This is a genomic window from Streptomyces sp. NPDC028419, assembly GCF_055565515.1.
The window spans coordinates 255,484-274,362 of record NZ_JBVHUE010000007.1; the positions used below are offsets into that span (position 1 = coordinate 255,484).

At 74.3% G+C, this 18,879-nt stretch carries 17 protein-coding genes and 1 pseudogene; 10 read left to right on the plus strand and 8 right to left on the minus strand.

Annotation, left to right across the window (positions count from 1 at the left end):
* Nucleotides 1–20 precede the first annotated feature (20 nt).
* From ACZ4UB_RS11545 to ACZ4UB_RS11565, 5 genes are all read left to right on the plus strand, one after another.
* A complete protein-coding gene (locus tag ACZ4UB_RS11545; RefSeq protein WP_468069921.1) occupies nucleotides 21–1,214 on the plus strand; it encodes a LacI family DNA-binding transcriptional regulator in 1,194 nt (397 codons plus the stop codon).
* A 125-nt stretch (nucleotides 1,215–1,339) separates the two neighbouring features.
* Nucleotides 1,340–2,530: a thiolase family protein gene (locus ACZ4UB_RS11550; RefSeq protein ID WP_468069923.1), complete on the plus strand. Its 1,191-nt coding sequence runs from the start codon at nucleotides 1,340–1,342 to the stop codon at nucleotides 2,528–2,530.
* Between the two features lie 192 nt (nucleotides 2,531–2,722).
* The gene (locus tag ACZ4UB_RS11555) at nucleotides 2,723–4,162 is read left to right on the plus strand and encodes an aldehyde dehydrogenase family protein (protein ID WP_468069925.1); all 1,440 of its coding nucleotides are present in this window, start codon (nucleotides 2,723–2,725) and stop codon (nucleotides 4,160–4,162) included.
* 92 nt (nucleotides 4,163–4,254) lie between these two features.
* The gene (gene trxA, locus ACZ4UB_RS11560) at nucleotides 4,255–4,659 is read left to right on the plus strand and encodes a thioredoxin (protein WP_468069928.1); all 405 of its coding nucleotides are present in this window, start codon (nucleotides 4,255–4,257) and stop codon (nucleotides 4,657–4,659) included.
* A 183-nt stretch (nucleotides 4,660–4,842) separates the two neighbouring features.
* Complete coding sequence (locus ACZ4UB_RS11565) at nucleotides 4,843–6,291, plus strand: dihydrolipoyl dehydrogenase family protein (RefSeq protein WP_468069929.1); 1,449 nt, start codon at nucleotides 4,843–4,845, stop codon at nucleotides 6,289–6,291.
* A 170-nt stretch (nucleotides 6,292–6,461) separates the two neighbouring features.
* Here the strand turns inward: ACZ4UB_RS11565 and ACZ4UB_RS11570 are convergent, their stop codons facing one another.
* Entirely contained in the window at nucleotides 6,462–6,929 is a 468-nt protein-coding gene (locus tag ACZ4UB_RS11570; RefSeq protein WP_468069931.1) for an Lrp/AsnC family transcriptional regulator, read from the minus strand.
* 93 nt (nucleotides 6,930–7,022) lie between these two features.
* Here ACZ4UB_RS11570 and ACZ4UB_RS11575 point away from each other — a divergent pair, with 93 nt between their 5' ends.
* From ACZ4UB_RS11575 to ACZ4UB_RS11590, 4 genes are all read left to right on the plus strand, one after another.
* Entirely contained in the window at nucleotides 7,023–7,892 is an 870-nt protein-coding gene (locus ACZ4UB_RS11575; protein ID WP_468069933.1) for an LLM class flavin-dependent oxidoreductase, read from the plus strand.
* Complete coding sequence (locus ACZ4UB_RS11580; protein ID WP_468069934.1) at nucleotides 7,889–8,320, plus strand: nucleoside deaminase; 432 nt, start codon at nucleotides 7,889–7,891, stop codon at nucleotides 8,318–8,320. The genes ACZ4UB_RS11575 and ACZ4UB_RS11580 overlap by 4 nt, the downstream gene beginning before the upstream one ends.
* 171 nt (nucleotides 8,321–8,491) lie before the next feature.
* Nucleotides 8,492–9,043 carry a hypothetical protein gene (locus ACZ4UB_RS11585; protein ID WP_468069936.1) on the plus strand — a complete coding sequence of 184 codons (552 nt, stop codon included), beginning with the start codon at nucleotides 8,492–8,494 and terminating at the stop codon, nucleotides 9,041–9,043.
* A gap of 26 nt (nucleotides 9,044–9,069) precedes the next feature.
* Complete coding sequence (locus ACZ4UB_RS11590) at nucleotides 9,070–10,617, plus strand: YncE family protein (RefSeq protein ID WP_468069937.1); 1,548 nt, start codon at nucleotides 9,070–9,072, stop codon at nucleotides 10,615–10,617.
* Nucleotides 10,618–10,715: 98 nt separating this feature from the next.
* Here ACZ4UB_RS11590 and ACZ4UB_RS11595 read toward each other — a convergent pair whose 3' ends face one another.
* Nucleotides 10,716–11,030 (minus strand): DUF2087 domain-containing protein, encoded by a 315-nt coding sequence (locus ACZ4UB_RS11595; RefSeq protein ID WP_468069938.1) that lies wholly within the window; start codon nucleotides 11,028–11,030, stop codon nucleotides 10,716–10,718.
* Nucleotides 11,031–11,186: 156 nt separating this feature from the next.
* Here ACZ4UB_RS11595 and ACZ4UB_RS11600 point away from each other — a divergent pair, with 156 nt between their 5' ends.
* On the plus strand, nucleotides 11,187–13,946 hold the full coding sequence (locus ACZ4UB_RS11600) for a penicillin acylase family protein (RefSeq protein ID WP_468069939.1): 2,760 nt from the start codon (nucleotides 11,187–11,189) through the stop codon (nucleotides 13,944–13,946).
* 78 nt (nucleotides 13,947–14,024) lie between these two features.
* Here ACZ4UB_RS11600 and ACZ4UB_RS11605 read toward each other — a convergent pair whose 3' ends face one another.
* The 6 genes and pseudogenes from ACZ4UB_RS11605 to ACZ4UB_RS11630 all read right to left on the minus strand — a co-directional run.
* Nucleotides 14,025–14,687 (minus strand): hypothetical protein, encoded by a 663-nt coding sequence (locus ACZ4UB_RS11605; RefSeq protein ID WP_468069940.1) that lies wholly within the window; start codon nucleotides 14,685–14,687, stop codon nucleotides 14,025–14,027.
* Nucleotides 14,684–15,196: a DUF6114 domain-containing protein gene (locus ACZ4UB_RS11610; RefSeq protein WP_468069941.1), complete on the minus strand. Its 513-nt coding sequence runs from the start codon at nucleotides 15,194–15,196 to the stop codon at nucleotides 14,684–14,686. The genes ACZ4UB_RS11605 and ACZ4UB_RS11610 overlap by 4 nt, the downstream gene beginning before the upstream one ends.
* Nucleotides 15,187–15,822, minus strand: coding sequence for a DUF6230 family protein (locus ACZ4UB_RS11615; RefSeq protein WP_468069942.1), 636 nt, complete (start codon nucleotides 15,820–15,822; stop codon nucleotides 15,187–15,189). Before ACZ4UB_RS11615 ends, ACZ4UB_RS11610 begins: the two co-directional genes overlap by 10 nt.
* Before the next feature lie 107 nt (nucleotides 15,823–15,929).
* Complete coding sequence (locus tag ACZ4UB_RS11620; protein ID WP_468069943.1) at nucleotides 15,930–16,721, minus strand: MerR family transcriptional regulator; 792 nt, start codon at nucleotides 16,719–16,721, stop codon at nucleotides 15,930–15,932.
* 79 nt (nucleotides 16,722–16,800) lie between these two features.
* Entirely contained in the window at nucleotides 16,801–18,006 is a 1,206-nt protein-coding gene (locus ACZ4UB_RS11625; RefSeq protein ID WP_468069944.1) for a methyltransferase, read from the minus strand.
* Between the two features lie 96 nt (nucleotides 18,007–18,102).
* A pseudogene (locus ACZ4UB_RS11630) lies at nucleotides 18,103–18,492 on the minus strand (tetratricopeptide repeat protein); the annotation flags it as partial.
* Between the last annotated feature and the right edge of the window lie 387 nt (nucleotides 18,493–18,879).

Sequence of the window (18,879 nt, forward strand, 5' to 3'; positions counted from 1 at the left end):
TCTGGAAAGATGCCACGGCAATGCCTCCCTCACCGAAGTCGTCCCCGAAGCGACCGTCGCCGAAGTCGTCCGCCCGATCGGCGCCGCCCGCGCCGCCCACTGCGGGGTCCACGGCGGCGGGACCCGCCGCGGCCGTCGAAGCCGTCGAAGCCGCCGCGCCCGCGCGACCCGTCGCCCCCGCGCCCGCCATCGCCGCCGCGCCCGCCGCCCCCGCGCCCGCCATCGCCGCCGCGCCGACCAGTGCCGACGTGGCCCGGCTGGCCGGCGTCTCGCGCGCCACGGTCTCGTACGTCCTGAACAACGCCGAAGCCGTGCGCATCAGCGAGCCGACCCGCCGCAAGGTGCGCGAGGCCGCGGAGGAGTTGGGCTACGTCCCGCACGCCGCCGCCCGCAGCCTGCGGGCCGGGCACACCCGGATCGTGCTGCTGCCCACCTCGCACGTCCCGGCCGGGCCGCTGTACAGCGCCTTCTTCAACGAGCTCCAGTGGGCGCTGCGCCGGCTCGACTACACCGTCGTCCAGTACGGCAGCCTCGGCCTCACCGGGGACCAGGCCGCCCGCGCCTGGGCCGAGCTGCGGCCCGTGGCGGTGATCTCCCTCGGCGAGATCGTGCTGAGCCCCCACAACGTCGAGACCCTCAAGCGGGCCGGTGCCCGCGCCGTGATCACGCTCGGGCCGGCCGGCGTCGCCGGGGCGCACGCGCTCGTCATGGACCAGGCCGAGGTCGGCGCCCGGGCCGCGGCCCACCTCGTCGAGCGCGGCCACCGCCGGATCGGTGTGATCGTCCCCGAGGAGGCGGGACTGGAGCTCTTCTCCGCCCCGCGGCTGGACGGCGCCCGGGCGGCGGCCGCCGGCGCGGCCGCGATCGAGCCGCTGCCGATGGCCTACACCGAGGAGTCGGCGCGGGCCCTCGCCGCCACGTGGCCGGAAAGAGGCCCCGATGCCGTCTTCGCCTACAACGACGAGTACGCGATGCTCCTCATGCGCGCCCTCCAGGACGCGGGGCTGCGGGTGCCCGAGGACGTGGCCGTGATGGGCGCCGACGACCTGCTGCTCGGCCGCCTGCTGCGGCCGCGCCTGAGCACGGTGCGGATCGAGATGCCCACGGGCGATCACCTCGCGTCCCTGGTGGACCGGGCGGTCCGGGAACCCTCGGAGGCCCCGGCCCGCCGCGACCTGCTGGCCGCGCGCGCCGTCCCCCGCGAGTCCACCTGAGCCCTGGGGGACGGCCGGCCAGGTCAGGGCGGCGCCGGGGGGGCGTTGACAGGCCGCGAGCCGGGGACGGAGACTGCGGGCGCGCCCACCGGCGCGCCCGCACGGATCTGCCCAGGAGACCCCGCATGCGCATCCGCGACGTCTACATCGTCGACGCCGTCCGTACCCCGATCGGCAAGTTCGGCGGTGCCTACGCCGGGGTCCGCCCGGACGACCTGGCCGCGCACGTGGTCCGCGCCCTGGTGGACCGTACGCCCGCGCTCGACCCCACGCGGATCGACGACGTGGTCTTCGGCGACGCCAACGGCGCCGGCGAGGACAACCGGGACGTCGCCCGCATGGCGGTGCTGCTGGCCGGCCTGCCGGTCACGGTCCCCGGGGTCACCGTCAACCGGCTCTGCGGATCGGGTCTGGAGGCCGTCATCCAGGCTGCCCGCGCCATCGCGCTCGGTGACGCCTCCGTGGCGATCGCGGGCGGGGTGGAGTCCATGACCCGCGCCCCCTGGGTGGTGCAGAAGCCGGAGCGGGCCTTCCCCGCGGCCCACCAGCAGATGTGGTCCACCACCTTGGGCTGGCGCATGACGAACCCCCGGATGCCCGAGGAGTGGACCGGTTCACTGGGCGAGGGCGCGGAACTGGTCGCGGACAAGTACGCCCTCACCCGCGAGGCCCAGGACGCCTTCGCCCTGGAGAGCCACCGCAAGGCCGCGGCTGCCTGGGCGGCGGGGGAGTACGACGCCGAGGTGGTCCCGTACCCGGGAGCCGAGCTGACGCGCGACGAGTGCGTCCGGGAGGGGTCGTCCATGGAGGCCCTCGCCCGGCTGAAGCCGGCCTTCCGCACCGATGGCCGGGGCACGGTCACCGCGGGCAACGCCTCCCCGCTCAACGACGGGGCCGCGGCCCTGCTGCTCACCGACGAGGCGGGGCTCGCGGCGACCGGGCGCGAGCCGCTCGCCCGGATCCGGTCCTCCGCGGTCACCGGGATCGAGCCGCAGCTCTTCGGGCTGGGGCCGGTCGAGGCGGTCCGGCGGGCCCTGGAGAAGGCGGGCCGCGGCTTCGCGGACCTGACCACCCTGGAGCTCAACGAGGCCTTCGCCGCCCAGGCGTTGGGCTGCCTGGAGGCCTGGCCCGAGCTGGACCGGAACGTGGTCAACCCGCGCGGCGGGGCCATCGCGCTGGGCCACCCGCTGGGCGCCTCGGGGGCCCGGCTCGCGGGCTCGGTCGCCCACCAGCTGGCGGCGGCCGGTTCGGGCACGGGGATGGCCGCGCTCTGCATCGGGGTGGGTCAGGGCATCGCCCTCGTGCTGGAGCGCTGACGGGCCGGGGCGGGGGCGGGGAGCCGTCGGGGCGGGTCGTCGACGGGCCGCACGGACGCGCGATCGATTCCGGACACGTGCCGCCGGCAACTGCCCAATAAGTGAACAGAATTGGGAACTCCGTTCTGGCACGATGACGCGTGCCGCCCCCCACCCCCACCGCTCCGCCCCAGCCAACGGAGGCCCCGCGTCATGCCGCTCCTCGACCCGCAGTTCTGGCAGGACGGACCCACTCTGACCGGGGGCACGGCACCGGTCGTCGAACCGGCGACCGGCCGTACCCTCGCCACCCTCGACCTCGCCTCCGCCCCCGACGTCGCCGAGGCCGCCGTACGGGCCCTGGCCGCGCAGCGGGACTGGGCGCGCGCCACCCACCTGGAGCGCGCCGCGGTGCTCCGCCGGGCGGGCGACCTCTTCACCGCCCACGCCGACGAACTGCGCACCTGGCTGATCCGTGAATCCGGCTCGATCCCCGGCAAGGCGGACTTCGAACTGCACGTCGCGGCCCAGGAGTGCTACGAGGCCGCGGCGCTCGCCTCGCGCCCGACCGGGCAGGTGCTGGCGACCGAGGCGCCCCGGCTCTCGTACACCCGGCGCACCCCGGCCGGGGTCGTCGGGGTGATCGCCCCCTTCAACGCCCCGCTGATCCTCGCCATCCGCTCGGTCGCGCCCGCGCTCGCCCTCGGCAACGCCGTGCTGCTCAAGCCGGACCGGCGCACCGCCGTGTGCGGGGGGCTCGCGCTCGCCGCGGTCTTCGCCGCCGCCGGGCTGCCGGCCGGGTTGCTGCACGTCCTGCCCGGGGACGCGGACACCGGGGCGGCGGTGGTCGCCGACCCCCGGGTGCGCGTCGTCTCGTTCACCGGCTCCACCGCGAGCGGCCGGACCGTCGGGGAGTCGGCCGGCCGTCACCTCAAGCGCGCGCACCTGGAGTTGGGCGGCAACTCGGCGCTGATCGTGCTCGCCGACGCCGACGTCGAGGCCGCCGTGGCCCAGGCGTCCTGGGGGTCCTTCTTCCACCAGGGCCAGATCTGCATGACCGCGGGCCGACACCTCGTGCACGCCTCGCTGTACGACGAGTACGTCGAGCGGCTCGCCGCCCGGGCCGAGGCGCTGGCGGTGGGGGACCCGTACCGGGAGCGGGTGCACCTGGGGCCGCTGATCGACCGCGCCCAGCTGGAGCGGGTCCACGCGCTGGTCGAGGCGAGCACCGAGCGGGGCGCGAAGCTGCTCGCCGGCGGCACCCACCAGGACCTCTTCTACCGGCCGACGGTGCTCGCGGGCGTCGCCGACGACACCCCCGCGTACGCGCGGGAGGTCTTCGGGCCGGTGGCGCCCGTACGCTCCTTCGCCACGGAGGAGGAGGCGATCGGCCTCGCCTCGGCCGGCCCGTACGGCCTCTCCCTGGGCGTGGTCACCCGTGACGCGGCGCGCGGGCTGGAGCTGGCCGAGCGGATCCCCACCGGGATCGTGCACGTGAACGACCAGACGGTGAACGACGAGGCGGTCGCCCCCTTCGGTGGTGTGGGTGCCTCCGGCAACGGGGCCCGGTTCGGCGGCGAGGCCAATCTCGACGCCTTCACGGAGCTGCGCTGGACGACGGTCCGCCGCACCCCGGCCGGCCACCCGTTCTGACCGGGCCGGACCCGGTCGCGCGGCGGCGGAATGCTGGGGGCGCCCCGTTCGTTCCAGGGACAGGAAGCGTGACATACGGAGGTCTGGAAACCGTGGCTACAGTCGAACTCACCAAGGAGAACTTCGACCGGACGGTCAGCGAGAACGAGTTCGTGCTGATCGACTTCTGGGCGTCGTGGTGCGGTCCCTGCCGGCAGTTCGCACCGGTCTACGAGAAGGCGTCGCAGACCCACTCCGACCTGGTCTTCGCGAAGGTGGACACGGAGGCGCAGCAGGAGCTGGCGGCGGCCTTCGACATCCGGTCGATCCCGACCCTGATGATCATCCGGGACCAGGTGGCCATCTTCGCTCAGCCGGGGGCGCTGCCCGAGGCCATGCTGGAGGACGTCATCGGCCAGGCCCGCGCGCTGGACATGGACGAGGTCCGCACGAAGATCGCCGAGGAGAAGGCGAAGACGGAGGCTCCGGACCCCACCCAGCCCCCCACCGAGGCATAGCCGCACGCCGACGGCGCCGGCCCCGCCGCGATGCCCCGCCACCCGGTGGCGGGGCACCACGCCGGGTACCGGCGCCGTCCGTTCGATGTCCCGCCCGCCCCGCGTAAGGTGACGGGGCGCGAGCCCCTGGCCGGGATTCCGACGGGTTCGCGTGGACATCGGTGGAACCCCTGGAAGGTGGCTATGACCGAAGCGGTGGAGTACGACGTCCTGGTGCTCGGCGGGGGGCCCGCGGGGGAGAACGTCGTCGACCGGGTCCGGGCGGCCGGGCTGAGCGCGGCGCTGGTGGAGAGCGAACTCGTCGGCGGGGAGTGCTCGTACTGGGCCTGCGTGCCCAGCAAGGCGTTGTTGCGCCCGGCGCTCGCGCGCGCGGACGCGCGCAAGGTGCCGGGGCTGGCCGACGCCGTCCGCGGGCCGCTCGACGCGGCGGCCGTGCTGGCCCACCGGGACTACTGGACGAGCCATTGGAAGGACGACGGCGGACGCGACTGGCTCGCGTCCATCGGCGTGGACCTCTACCGGGGGCACGGCCGCCTCTACGGGATCCGGAAGATCGCCGTCACCAGCCCCGAGGGGGAACACACGGTGCTCTCCGCCCGGCAGGCCGTGGTCGTGGCGACCGGCACCCGGGCCCTGCTGCCCGATCTGCCGGGGCTGGCCGAGGCCCGCCCGTGGACCAGTCGCGAGGCGACCTCGGCCGGGCAGGCCCCGGAGCGGCTGCTGATCGTCGGAGGTTCGGTGGTGGCGGTCGAGATGGCCACCGCGTGGCAGGCCCTCGGCTCGCGGGTGACGCTGCTGGTGCGCGGCGCGCGGCTGCTGCCCCGGATGGAACCCTTCGCCGGGGAACTGGTCGCCGAGGCGCTGCGGGAAGCGGGCGCGGTGGTCCGTACGGGCGTGGACGTGGAGGCCGTCGTGCGCGACGGGGCGACCGGGCCCGTCACGGTCGTGCTCACCGGCGGGGAGACCCTGGAGGGCGACGAACTGCTGATGGCGACCGGTCGGGTCCCGCGCACCGACGACATCGGCCTCGACACCGTGGGGCTGGAGCCCGGTGGTTGGATCGCGGTCGACGAGAGCTGCCGGGTGTCCGGAACCGATTGGCTGTACGCGGTCGGGGACGTCAACCACCGGGCGCTGCTCACCCATCAGGGCAAGTACCAGGCGCGGATCGCTGGGGCCGCCATCGCCGCCCGCGCGGCGGGCACCGCCACCGGGGCGGACGAGGGGCGCTGGGGCCCGTACGCGGCGACCGCGGACACCGCCGCCGTGCCGCAGGTGGTCTTCACCGACCCGGAGGCCGCGGCCGTCGGGCTGACCGCCGCGGAGGCCGAGCGGGCGGGTCACCGGGTGCGCGCCGTCGACTACGACCTCGCGAAGGTGTCCGGGGCGGGGCTGTACGCCGACGGATACCGGGGCCGGGCACGGATGGTCGTGGACCTCGACCGCGAGGTCCTCCTGGGCGCCACCTTCGTGGGCCCGGGCACCGCCGAACTGGTGCACGCGGCCACCGTCGCGGTGGTCGGGGAGGTGCCGATCGCCCGGCTGTGGCACGCGGTTCCCGCGTTCCCGACGATGAGCGAGATCTGGCTGCGGCTGCTGGAGACCTACCGGGACGGCGCCGGCGGTTCCTAGGTCCTGTCGTCAAAGTGCCGTCGTCGCCCGAAGGGCGGCCCCGCGGCGTCTGGTGCGTGCTCTCGCCGTGCCGGGCGGAAGCCCGCGTACTGGACGTACTTGGCTTTCGCCCGGTGCGGCGAGAGTGCGTGCCAGGCGTCGCGAGGCAGACGGCACTTTGACGACAGGGCCTAGGGCGTGGCCGGTCCGGGGGGTCGTGGGCCGCGGAGGGGGAGGGGGCGGCTGAGGACGAGGTTGGTGGTGGTGCTGCCGAAGGCGGCCAGCTCGTCGACCACCTCCTCCAGGTGGCCCATGGAGGTGGTCGCCACCTTGAGGACGTAGCAGTCGTCCCCCGTGGTGCGCAGGCATTCGAGGATCTCCGGGCGCGCCTCCAGCAGGCGGCGCAGGGGCTCGTGCCGGGTGCCCGGTCCCGGGTACTTGAGCCGGACCACCGCCAGCACGCCGTACCCGGTCCGCTCCAGGTCCACGTCCGCCCGGTACCCCGTGATCACCCCGGCCTCCTCCAGCCGCCGCACCCGCTCCTTCGTCGCGGAGGCGCTCAGGTTCACCCGTCGGGCCAGCTCCGTGAAGGCGATCCGGCCCTCCCCCTGGACCTCCCGCAGGATCGCCCAGTCCGTCGCGTCAAGAGTCTCGGTCATCGGGCCAGAATACCGGCGGATCCACGGCCGAACTGCCTTTGCGCAGGCGGGAGTCACTTCTGGGGGGCCCGCCGCCTGGCTAGGCTCGACGGTGTGAAGATCGGAGTGAACGTCCCCAATTTCGGCCCCGGCACCGATCCGGGAGTCCTGCGCGGCTGGGCCCGGACCGTGGAGGACCTGGGCTACGACCTGTTGATGGTCTCGGACCACGTGGCCATCACGCCCGACGTCGCCGCACGCTACCCCGCGCCCTTCTACGAGCCGTTCACCACCCTGTCCTGGCTGGCCGGCCTGACCACCCGGGTCCGGCTCGGCACGACGGTCCTGATCGCTCCCTACCGGCACCCGCTGCTCACGGCCCGGATGGCGGCCAACGTCGACGAACTGAGCGGGGGCCGGCTGGTCCTGGGCGTCGGAGTGGGCTGGGCGCGCCAGGAGTTCGCCGCCCTGGGCATCCCCTTCGAGCGGCGGGGCCGGCTGACCGACGACCACCTGCGCGGCCTGCGCGAGGCCTGGGCGGACACCGCCGGTTACGGGGACCGCCGGATCCCGGTGTGGGTCGGCGGCAACAGCGACGCGGGCCGGCGCCGGGCCGTGCGCTTCGGGGACGCGTGGCATCCGCTGCGCCCCACCGTGGCGTGGCTGCGCGAGGCCGCGGTGCGGCTCGCCGCGCACGCGGACGACCTGGGGCGGCCCGCGCCCGCCCTCGCGCCCCGGATCGCCCTCGGGCTCACGGAGCGGCCGGCCGTCGGGCCGGACCGGCTCGCCGGGCAGGGAACGATCGGGCAGATCCTCGAAGACCTCGACGCCATACGGCTGTTGGGCGCCGAATCCGTGATCCTCGACCCCTACGGCGGCGATCCCCGCCAGACGTGCCACCCGGAAACGGCCTGGCAGGCGCTGGCGACGGTGGCCGCGCACCTGCACCCCTCGCATCGCACGGGAACGGAGCGGCAGTCATGACCACACCCGAGGACCGGGCCCTCCTGCGGCGGGCCATCGCGCTCGCGGGAGAGGCGGGCGAGCGCGGCGATCCGCCCTTCGGATCACTGCTGGCCGGGCCGGACGGGGCGGTGCTGGCGCAGGAGCGCAACACGACCCGCAGCGACGCGGACATCACCGCGCATCCGGAACTGAAGCTGGCGCGCTGGGCCGCGCGGGAGCTGGACGCGGTCACGGCGGCGGGCACCACGCTGTACACCAGCTGCGAGCCGTGCGGGATGTGCGCGGCGGTCATCCAACAGGCGGGCCTGCGCCGGGTGGTGTTCGCGCTGTCCGGTGAGCAGCTGGCCGGCATCCGGCCGGGCAGCGGGCGACCGCCCGTGCCGCAGGAGGGTCCCGCCCTCTTCGAGGAGGTGCGGGAGACCGTCGCCCGGTACTACCCGCGATAGGGCCACGGCCCCAGCGGCGCGCTGCGGCACGAGCTCCGGACGGCCGGAACCACCCTTCCCATCTTGATCGACATTAGGTTAGCCTTACCTAAGTCGAGATGGTCGGGGCGTGCTCCGAGCCGTCCTTCGGCCTTCCTGCCCCACTTCCCGCGCCCGAAAGGTGTTCCCCCGATGAGTGCCGCCCGCATGCCCCGCACCGCCGCCCGCCTCGCCGTCCGCACGGCCGTCGCCGCCACCGCCACCATCGCCGTGGCCCTGGGCACGGCCACCGCAGCCTCGGCCGCCACGTCGACGCGCACGGTCACCGACGGCGGCGCGACCTACCACCTCTCGCTCACCGCGCCCGGCGCCGCCGCCGCGACGGGCCAGAACATCACCGTCACCGGCAGCGGCTACAACACCGCCAAGGGCGTCTACGTCGGTCTCTGCGCGGTCAGCGGCGCCCAGGGCGCCGCCAAGCCCACGCCGTGCCTGGGTGGTTCGGACCAGGCCGGCACCACCGGGGCCTCCCACTGGGTCTCCAACGTCGGCGGCGCCGCCCTCCCCAACACCTCCGCCTTCGGGCCCGGCGGCAGCTTCAGCGTCACCCTCCACGTCAAGGCCGACCTCGGCAACGGCCAGGTCTGCGGCGAGACGGTGGAATGCGCGGTCGTCACCCGCGCCGACCACTTCAACTCCGGGAACCGCGCGTACGACGTGCACGCCCCGGTGACCTTCAACTAGCCGCCCCGGTCGACCGGTCGATCCCCATGACACTCCGCCATCGGAGCGCCGCCGGCGTCACCGTCACGGTCACCGCCGTCACCTCGGTCGCCGTCGCCCTCGGCGCGCTCGCGACGGGCGCCGCGGTGTCCGCCGCGAGCGGCGCGCCCGGCGAGCCCGCCGCCACCGCGGGCTACCGGGCGGTGGCGCAGTTCACCACCACGGGGCGGCCCCGCGACCTGCTCCTGCACCCCGACTCCGGGAAGCTCTACGTCGGTTCGGCCGATCTGCCCGACACCACCGGAGTCAACGAGAACGGGCTGTACGTACTGGACCCGGCCGACGGGAAGGTGCGCAGTACGGTCGGCCGGGCGCCCGGACCCACCGGCGCGCTCGGCCCGCGCGCGGTCGGCCGGTTCGCGGGCCCGCTGCCCGGCGACGGCGCCGCCCTCTTCTATCCGCTGCGCGGCATCGGCACCGCCAAGGACGGGGATCCGGCCGTGACGGGCGGTTGGCTCCCGGGGGCGACGGTCACCGACGTCGGCCCGGGCGTCACCCCGGGCACGGTCCTCGTCGCGCAGGGCTCCGTACTGGAGGAGGTCGACACCGCCAAGGTGACGGTCGGGCGTTCCCTCGCGCTCGACGGCGGAACGGAGTTCGCCGTCGACGCGGCGCGCGGCGCGGCCTGGTTCGTCGACTACGCCGGCCGCGCGCTGTACCGGGTCGACCTCGCGTCGTTCACGCTCGCCGCCACGGTCCGGCTCCCCGCCGGGGAGGGCTTCGGCGGATTCGTCGAGGTGGACCCGGAGACCGGCGCGGTGTGGGTCGGGCTCGACCACTCCGTGCTCGTGTACGACCGTACGGGCGCGCCCCTCGGCGCGGTCACCGCAGTGGACCTGCCCCGGGCGGCCGCCTTCGACCGCGCCACCCACCAGGTCTTCGTGGTCTGGCAGGACGCGGGGGATCCGGGCCGGCCGGGCAGCGACGGCGACGGTACGCTCACCGTGCTGCGCTCGGCGGACCTGAAGGAGGCCGCGCCGCCCGTCGTCCTGCCGGGCAACCAGGGGCAGTTGGGCGCGGCCGCCGTCGCGGTGGCCCCCGGTGCCGGGGTGGTGTTCGTGTCCGACCCGGCCGGAGCCCGGATCACCCGGCTGGAGCGGTTCGAGCCGACCCCGACGCTCACCCCTGGTCCCACGGACGGGAGTTCGCCGCCGGCCACCCCGGATCCGGGGCCCTCGCCCACGTCCACGCCCGAACCCACGGGCCCGCAGGGGCCCTCACCCGCCCCGTCCGCGTCCACCGGCGGACCGGTGCCGGTGACCACGACCGGCGACGCCGGTGGTCCGGGCATCGCGGGCGGTGCGGGAGGCGGGTCGGGCGCTGCTCCGGCGTCCGACCCGGCGGTGTCGGGCTCGGCTTCCGGTTCCACGGTCGGCGGCGGTGGTTCCGGCGCCGCGGGTGGCGCACTCGCGTCCACCGGTGTCACCGTCACCGCCCTGGCCGCCGCCGCGTCGGCGCTCCTGGCCGGTGGCGGCTGGCTGCTCGCCCGCAGGGGCCGCCGCACACCGGACGCTCCGGGCCCGCCGGGCGCCTGAGGCCCAACCGGCAAGATCCGAAAGAGACCGCCCAGGCCCTGTCGTCAAAGTGCCGCGGGGCCGCCCTTCGGGCGACGACGGCACTTTGACGACAGGACCTAGGTCGGGAGCGTCGCGCGCCGGTAGTTGCCGCCGTCGCGGGTCCGCGTCAGCAGGCCCGCGATGACCAGGTAGCGCCGCAGCGCGGCGCTGTCGTCGTGCACGGAGCGCAGCGCCCCGTTGACCTCGGGCTCGGTGTAGTCGCGGTCCGGGGCGAACAGGGTCTCGGCCAGGTGCCGCAGGAGCTGTTCGCGGCGGGCCGGCTTCCGGGGGACCGCCTTGAGGCGACCCGTGGCGGAGAACAGGTCGGCCACGGGGCTGCGTTCGGCGCGGGCGGACGGACGGGGCGGGTGCTGCGTCGCGTTCTCGGACATGAGGGGCAGCTTGACCCGGCGGCCGGGCCCCGGGCAACCGGTTTTCCCGCGCCCGCTTCTCCCGTGCGACAAAAAGTGACGCTCCTTCATCTTACTGAGTGGTAGTCCCCGCCAGTACCCTCCGGGAACCGTTCCCCGCCTCTCGGAGGAGCACCCATGAATCGCCCCACCGCCCGCCTGCGCACCGCCGTCGCCGGCGGGCTCATCGCCCTGGGCGCCGCCCTGTTCTCCCCCCTCGCGACCGCCTCGGCGGCCCGGGCCGTCGCCGACCCCGTCCCGCTCCCCGTGGCGGACCACTGCGGCGGCCAGTGCTCCGACATCCTGCCGCCCGGCCAGAGCGGCAACGCCACCCTCGCCCAGATCCTGCTCCACAAGGCCTTCGGCACCCTGCCCGAGCACACCTCCGACCAGCTGGCGCGCTACGCCTCGCTGGCGGGCGGCTACCCGGGCCTCACCGATGCGAAGATCAACGACTTCTTCAACGACGCCTCCTTCGGCGTCCCCTCCGACCAGGTGGCCTCCACCATCAGCCCGCGCCCCGACGTCACCATCACCCGGGACAAGAAGTCCGGCGTGCCCCACATCAAGGGCACCACCCGCTACGGCACCGAGTACGGCGCGGGCTACGCCGCCGCCCAGGACCGACTGTGGCAGATGGACCTCTTCCGGCACGTCGGCCGCGGGGACCTGACCCCCTTCGCCGGCGGCGCCCTCGCCAACCAGGGCCTGGAGCAGGAGTTCTGGCCCCAGGCCCCCTACACCGAAGCGGACCTGCAGGCCCAGGTGGACCGGATCCGCACCACCGAGGGCGAGCGCGGTCGCCAGGCGATGGCGGACGCGCAGGCGTACGTCGACGGCATCAACGACTACCGGACGCAGTCGAAGAACGGCCGCTACTTCCCCGGCGAGTACGTCCTGACCGGACACATCGACTCGATCACCAACGCGGGGGAGATCCAACCCTTCAAGCTCACCGACCTGATCGCCCTCGCCTCCGTCGTCGGCGGACTCTTCGGCGGCGGTGGCGGCGGCGAGGTGCAGGCCGCGGTCTCGCTCCTGGCCGCGCAGCAGAAGTTCGGCTTGGAGGAGGGAACCCGGGTCTGGGAGTCCTTCCGCGAACGCGAGGATCCCGAGGCCGTGCTGACGGTCCATGACGGGACGAGCTTCCCCTACGCCCAGAAGCCGGCGAACCCCCAGGGCGCCGCGCTCCCGGACGCCGGCTCGGTCGTCGCCGAACCGCTGGTGTACGACCGTAAGGGCGCCGCGACCACCGCGGCCGCGGCGACGCCGCCCAAACCGGTCAAGCAGAGCATGTCCAACGCGCTGCTCGTCTCCGGCGCGAAGACCGCGAGCGGCCACCCCGTCGCCGTCTTCGGTCCGCAAACCGGCTATCTGGCACCCCAGTTGCTCATGCTCCAGGAGCTCCAGGGCCCGGGCCTGAGCGCGCGCGGGGCCTCCTTCGCGGGCGTGAGCATGTACGTACAGCTCGGGCGCGGCCAGGACTACGCCTGGAGCGCGACCTCCGCCGGGCAGGACATCACCGACACCTTCGCCGTCGAGCTGTGCGAACCGGGCGGCGCCGCGCCCACCACCGCCTCCGCCTCCTACCTGTTCCGCGGGACCTGCACGCCCATGGAGAAGCTGGAGCACAGCAACGCCTGGACCCCCAGCGTCGCCGACGGCACCGCGGCGGGCTCCTACCGGATGCAGGTGTGGCGCACCGCCTACGGCATCGTCACGCACCGCGCGAGCGTCGCGGGAAAGCCCGTCGCCTACACCGCGCTGCGCTCGACCTACCGCCACGAGGCCGACTCGATGATCGGCTTCCAGATGCTCAACGACCCGGCGTACGTGACGGACGCCCGCACCTTCCAGCAGGCCGCCCAGCACATCGGCTACGCCTTCAACTGGTTCTACGCCGACTCCCGCGAAGCCGCCTACTACAACAGCGGGGCGAACCCCGTCCGGGCCGCCGGGGTCGATCCCGCACTGCCCGTCCTCGGCCGGGCCGCCTACGAGTGGCAGGGCTTCGACCCCGTCGTGAACACGGCCGCCTACACGCCGCCGGCCCAGCACCCGCAGTCCATCGGGCAGGACTACTACATCAGTTGGAACAACAAGCAGGCCAAGGGGTACGGGGCGGCCGGCTTCGGGATGGGCGCGGTGCACCGCGCCAGCCTCCTCGACGACCGGGTCAAACCGCTCGTCGCCGCGGGCGGGGTCACCCGGGCCTCGCTCACCCGGGCCATGGAGGACGCGGCGGTCACCGACCTGCGCGGGGAGAACCTGCTGCCCGAGCTGATCGACGTCCTCGCCAGTTCGCCCGTCACCGACCCGGCGGCGGCCGCCGCCGTGCAGAAGCTGACCGCCTGGCGCGACGCCGGCAGCGAACGCAAGGAGACCAGCCCCGGCTCGCAGACCTACGCGAACGCCGACGCGATCCGCATCATGGACGCGTGGTGGCCGCTGCTGATCGAAGCCGAGTTCAAGCCCGGTCTCGGCGCCCCCCTGTACGACGCCCTGCGGGCCTCGCTGACCATCGACGAGGCACCCAACGCGGGCCACGGGCCCACCGGTTCGCACGCCGGCTCCGCCTTCCAGTACGGCTGGTGGAGCTACGCGGACGAGGACCTGCGGATGGTCCTCGGGCGGCCGGTGGCCGATCCGCCGTCCCGGGTCTACTGCGGGGGCGGCTCGCTGAGCGGCTGCCGCGACGTCCTGCTCGCCACCCTGAAGCAGGCGGCGGCCGCGACCCCGGCCGCGGTCTACCCGGCCGACGGCACCTGCGCTGCCGGCAAGCAGTGGTGCGCGGACGGCATCGTCCAGCGTCCGGTCGGCGGGCTCACCCACCCGATGACCACCTGGCAGAACCGGCCGACCTACCAGCAGGTGGTGGAGTTCCCGACGCACCGCTGAACCGGCCCGACCCCGCGCGAAGCCCCGCCCTCCCCGGTGCGCACCGGGGAGGGCGGGGCCGCGTTCACCGTGCGCGGGTCAGGGAGCGACGGTGATCTGCTGGGCCGGGTCGGTGGTGTCCGTCACCTTGTACACGGCGTTGAAGGTCGAGCTGGTCGCGCTCGTCGGACAGCCGAAGCCGCCGGTGACCGTGACCGGCACGGTGGCGTTCGTGAAGGTCAGGCTGGAGGGGGCGCCGTTGGTCCAGGTGCCCGCGACCGCGGCCGGACCGCTGGGGGCGGTGGTCACGGTGCAGGTCGCGAGGCCGGTCGTGTGCACGACCAGACCGCCGGTGGGCACGGTCATCGTGGCCGTGATCGGCGAGCCGTTCTGCATCGAGACGGACCACGCGCCGCTCGTGGTGACCGTCGGCGTGACCCCGGGAATGCTGGAGGTGCACGAGCTGTACGTCGGCGGCGAGATGGGCGAGGCGACGGGCCCGGCCGCGTTGTGGTTGCCGGGAGCGGCCGGGACCGAACCCGTCGAGACGGAGACCGAGCAGGTCACGGTGACCGAACCGGCCTTGAGGGTGGCCTTGCCGCTGAGCGTGGCCTTGAAAGCGTGTCCGGCGGGCGAGACGGTGGTCGAGCCCGCCAGGGGTAAGGGGCTCGCCGTCGCGGGGACGGAGCCCAGGGTCAGGGCCCCGGCGGCCGCGAGACCGGCGGCCAGGGCGAGTGCGGTGCGGGTGCGCGTACGGGTCATGACTGCGCTCCTTGGGGATCGGTGTCCTGCGTGGGGGGCGCAGGAGAGGGGGGAGGAGAGGTGTCCGTGGGGGGAGTGGCGGACGTGCGGCGGGGCGCGGCGGAAGGCTGCCAGGCGAACATCAGACCGCCGCCGAGGATGCCGAGCAGGGTGCCGATGAGGAACCCGCCCAGATTCGACAGGACCAGCGCGGCAGTGGCGATGAGCGTCGTGAGGATCCCCGCCAGGGTGCGGTGCTGAGGGGAGAACCAGGCGGAGAGCCCCATCACGATCATGACGATCCCCATCAGGACGGACGGGATGCCCGCCACGCCCTGCTGGAGCATGATCTTCAGCGGTGCCAGCGGCAGCGCGCAGATCTCGGCTCCGGCGAGGAGGGTGAAGAAGCCGCCCCAGAAGGGTCTGCTCCGCCTCCAGCGACGGAACCGCCCGGGCGGCCGGCCGCCGCCGGAAGGGGCGCCGGTCTCCGGGCCGGTGCCGTCCCGGGCGCCGCCCCGGGTCAGAAGCATTCCTTCTTGCCCTTGCTGATGTTCATGTTGAGGCCGGAGAGCTTGAAGGTGCCGGCGTTGGTCGCCCACGCCGTCTGGTGCAGGTTGCTGATGGCGACGCTGTCGGCCTGCTGGGCGAAGAGGTCCTGCATGCCCACGGCCTCCGTCGGACCCTTGTCCAGGGTGGAGGCGTCCCGGCCGATCTCGATGTTGCTGAAGACCGCGTCGCCGGAGAGCTGGGTCGCGTCCACGAAGAGGTTGCTGGCCTCGACCGGAGTCTTCTGGCCCGCCGTGAGGTTGAGCGAGATGTCGCCGATCAGCGGGAGCGTGGTGACCACCGACTGGCAGAGGCTGTGGAGCTTGGCCTCCTTGATGGCGGTGACCGCCACCGGGATGAGCTCGTTGCGGGCGTTGACGTCGACGCTGCCGTACTGGGCGAAGCCCTCGCCCTCCAGGCTCTGCGCCGAGACCTTGAACTGCTGCCCCGAGACGGCGAAGGAGGCGGCCAGCGCCCCCTGCGCCAGGGCTATCCCGAGCCCCGCCGTGACCGCGACCGCCGGGAGGGTCAGGACGGCGAAGCGCCGCCATCTGACCCGGCCGTCAGCGCTGTTGACAGCGTTGTCGGGTAAGTTCTGGGAATCTTCCACCGGATGCCCCTATATATCGGCTGTGCACCGTTGTTACCGACGAGTTGAATGTAAGAGTGCCAATGGTGGTTGGCAAGGTTGCGGGAACGCCCGGTTTCGGCCGACTCCTACTGCTCCGTACGCAGCAGTTCGGCGGCCTCGGCCTCCACCCGCCGGGCCATCGCACGGGCGAACTCGGCGGCCACGACCTCGCCCGCCACCGGACGCAGGGCGGCCACCGCATCCGTGATGTGCTGAACCTGGGTGGCCGAAAGGTGCTCCAGCCCGGCCGGGCCGATCACATACGATCGGAAGAGCCCCACGAACCGGTCCGCGAGCGCTGCCGCTTGGGTCTGTACGAAGTCCCCCGCGTCCAGGATCTCGGTGAGCGGCACCCCCTGCCGCACCAGTGCCACGGTCGCCTCCAGCAGCCCGCGGCTCGGGAAGGTCACCGTGTCGCCCTCGATCGTGACGTACCGCAGGGCCGCCGCGCGCCGGGTGTGCTGCGCGGTGGCCGCCGCGCCGAACAGCGCGCGCAGCTCGGCCAGGGTCATCGTGACCGGGTCCTCGTGCACCCAGCCCCGGGTCATCTCCCGCTCCAGGCCCAGGAGTCGGCCGATCCCGCCGCCCTCCTCCCAGGCGCGCAGCAGCTCCGCGATGCCGTTGACGGTGTAGCCCCGGCCCAGGAGGTCGCTGATCAGTCGCAGCCGGGCGAGGTGGTCGTCGGAGTACCAGGCGATCCGGCCCTCGCGCAGCGGCGGCGGGAGCAGGCCGCGCTCCTGGTAGTAGCGCAGGTTGCGCACCTTCACGCCCGCCGCGAGGGCGACTTCCTCCCGGCGGTAGCGGGCCGCGGGCCCGTCGTCGCGGTGCCCCGCGCGCTCGCCCGCCGATGGGGTCGGCCCGACCCTGCTGCTGCTCACGGGCCGAGTCTAGGACGTGATCAGGACGCTCCCGGCCGGTACCGGCGGGTACCCACCGGTCGCCGTCCGGTGGGGGCGCTCACTCTCCCGCGGGTCGGTCCTTGGGCGCGGGGGCCTGCTTGACCGCGCGCAGGACCACGAACTTCGGGTCGCTCGCGACGAGTTGGCTGTTCCCGAAGAGCCGGCGCAGTCGGACGTGGTAGCCGAGGTGGCGGTTGCCGACCACCCACAGCTCGCCGCCGGGCCGCAGGGCCTGGCGGGCCTGGGCGAACATCCGCATCGCGGTGGCCTCGGTCGTCGCCTGGTGCGAGTGGAACGGCGGGTTGTTCAGCACCAGGTCCACGGAGCCGTCCGGCACCCCGGCGAGCCCGTCGCCGACCAGGAACTCGGCCCTGCGGTCGCCTTCCGGGACGTTGGCCCGGTACGTCGCCTCCGCCGAGGCCACCGCCTGGTACGACTCGTCGGTGAAGATCACTTCGGCGCCGGGCTCGGTGAGCGCGGCGGCCGTGCCGACCACGCCGTTGCCGCAGCCCAGGTCCACGATCCGGGCGGCGCCCGTGCGCCGGGGGAAGTGCTGGAGCAGGAAGCGGGTGCCGATGTCGAGCCGGTCCGCGCAGAAGACCCCGGCCTCGTTGACCGCGGTGAGCCCGCAGGCCACGCCCGAGTCCTCGTCCAGGGTGTAGGTCAGCGGCCAGGGCCCGGGCCCGGCGGCCTCGCGCGCGGCCTGCGGTCCGGGCGTGGCGAAGATCAGCCGGGCCTTCTTCTCCGCGAGGGAGGTCCGGGTCGGGCCGATGATGCGCTCGAAGAGCCGCAGCGTGGAGGTGTGGATGTCCTTGACCATGCCGGTGCCGACGACCACGGTGTCCGCGTGCAGGTGCGGGGCCAGCCGGTGCAGCTGGTCCTCCAGCAGCGCCAGGCTCTTGGGCACGCGGACGAGCAGGACGTCGATCCGCTCCGGCGGGGCGTCCTGCGTGGTCAGCAGCCGGACATCGGCCTCGGGCACCCCGGCGCGCGCCAGATTGAGGCGGGTCGCCTCGTGGGCGAGGGAGGAGTCCGTGATCTGGACCGGCCGGTGCGCGGCCAGCGCCGTCACCAGAGCCCCCCAGCGGTCCCCGAGGACGGTGATCTGCCCGTCCAGCTCCACCGGCGGGCGCTCGCCGGTACCGGCGGCGAGGTGCCGCAGCAGGTACTCGTCGGCGGCGTCCCAGGCGCGGAGCCGGTCGCGGGGGTCCTCGGGGAAGCGGGTGAGCTGGTGGGAGCCGAAAGGCGTGGTGAGGCGGTTCATATGGGACCCAGGCTAACCGAGTGCGCGGTCCGCGCCCGCACCCGGCGGCGCCGGTGCGTCCGTACGGGCCTCCCCGGCCCGGTCCGCCTCCCGGGCCTCGGGGAACTCGCCGGCCATCGCGGCGGCGATGCGCAGGTGCGGGGCCGCCTCGGCCGCCCGCCCCTGGCGCTCCAGGGTGCGCCCGAGCAGCAGCTGGGCGTAGTCCTCCACCGGCCACCGCTCCAGCAGGCCGCGCAGCTCGCGCTCGGCGAGCGAGAGCCGGGCGGAGTGGTAGTAGGTGCGGGCCAGCAGCAGCCGGGGAGCCAGCTGCTCGGGGGCCTCGGCGGTCAGCGTCTCCAGCACGCGGGCGGCCGGGACGTACTCCTTGGCGTCGAAGAACAGCCCCGCGCGGGTCCAGCGCTCGGCCGCCGTGCCCTGCTCGTAGTACGCGGCGGGGGCCGCGGCCCCGGCCTGGGCCCGGTCCTGCGCGGTCGGCGTCGGGTCCATCGGCGTGTCCATCGGTTCCTCCCGGCCCTGCCGGACCGTTCGGTCCGTCCGGCCTGCTCGGTCGTCGTGGGTGTGCGGTCGCTGCAACGCGCGCACGGCGCCGGACATTCCGCGCGTCCGGCACGCACTCTCGCCGCACCGGCCGAAAGCCCAAGTACGTCCAGTACGAGGGCTTACGGCCGGCACGGCGAGAGCACGCACCGGACGCCGCTCCTGAACGGGCGAACATGGCCCGACGCGGCGAGGTGCCGTGCCGGGCGCCGTGACACGGTGAACCTTTCCGGTCACGGCACTAGTAGGACTCCGTTAGGTCTTGCGGTTCGGGCTGCTCGGGGGCGGGCATTCCGAATGTGTGGATACACGCGAAGTGGACCGTGTGCGGGCTGA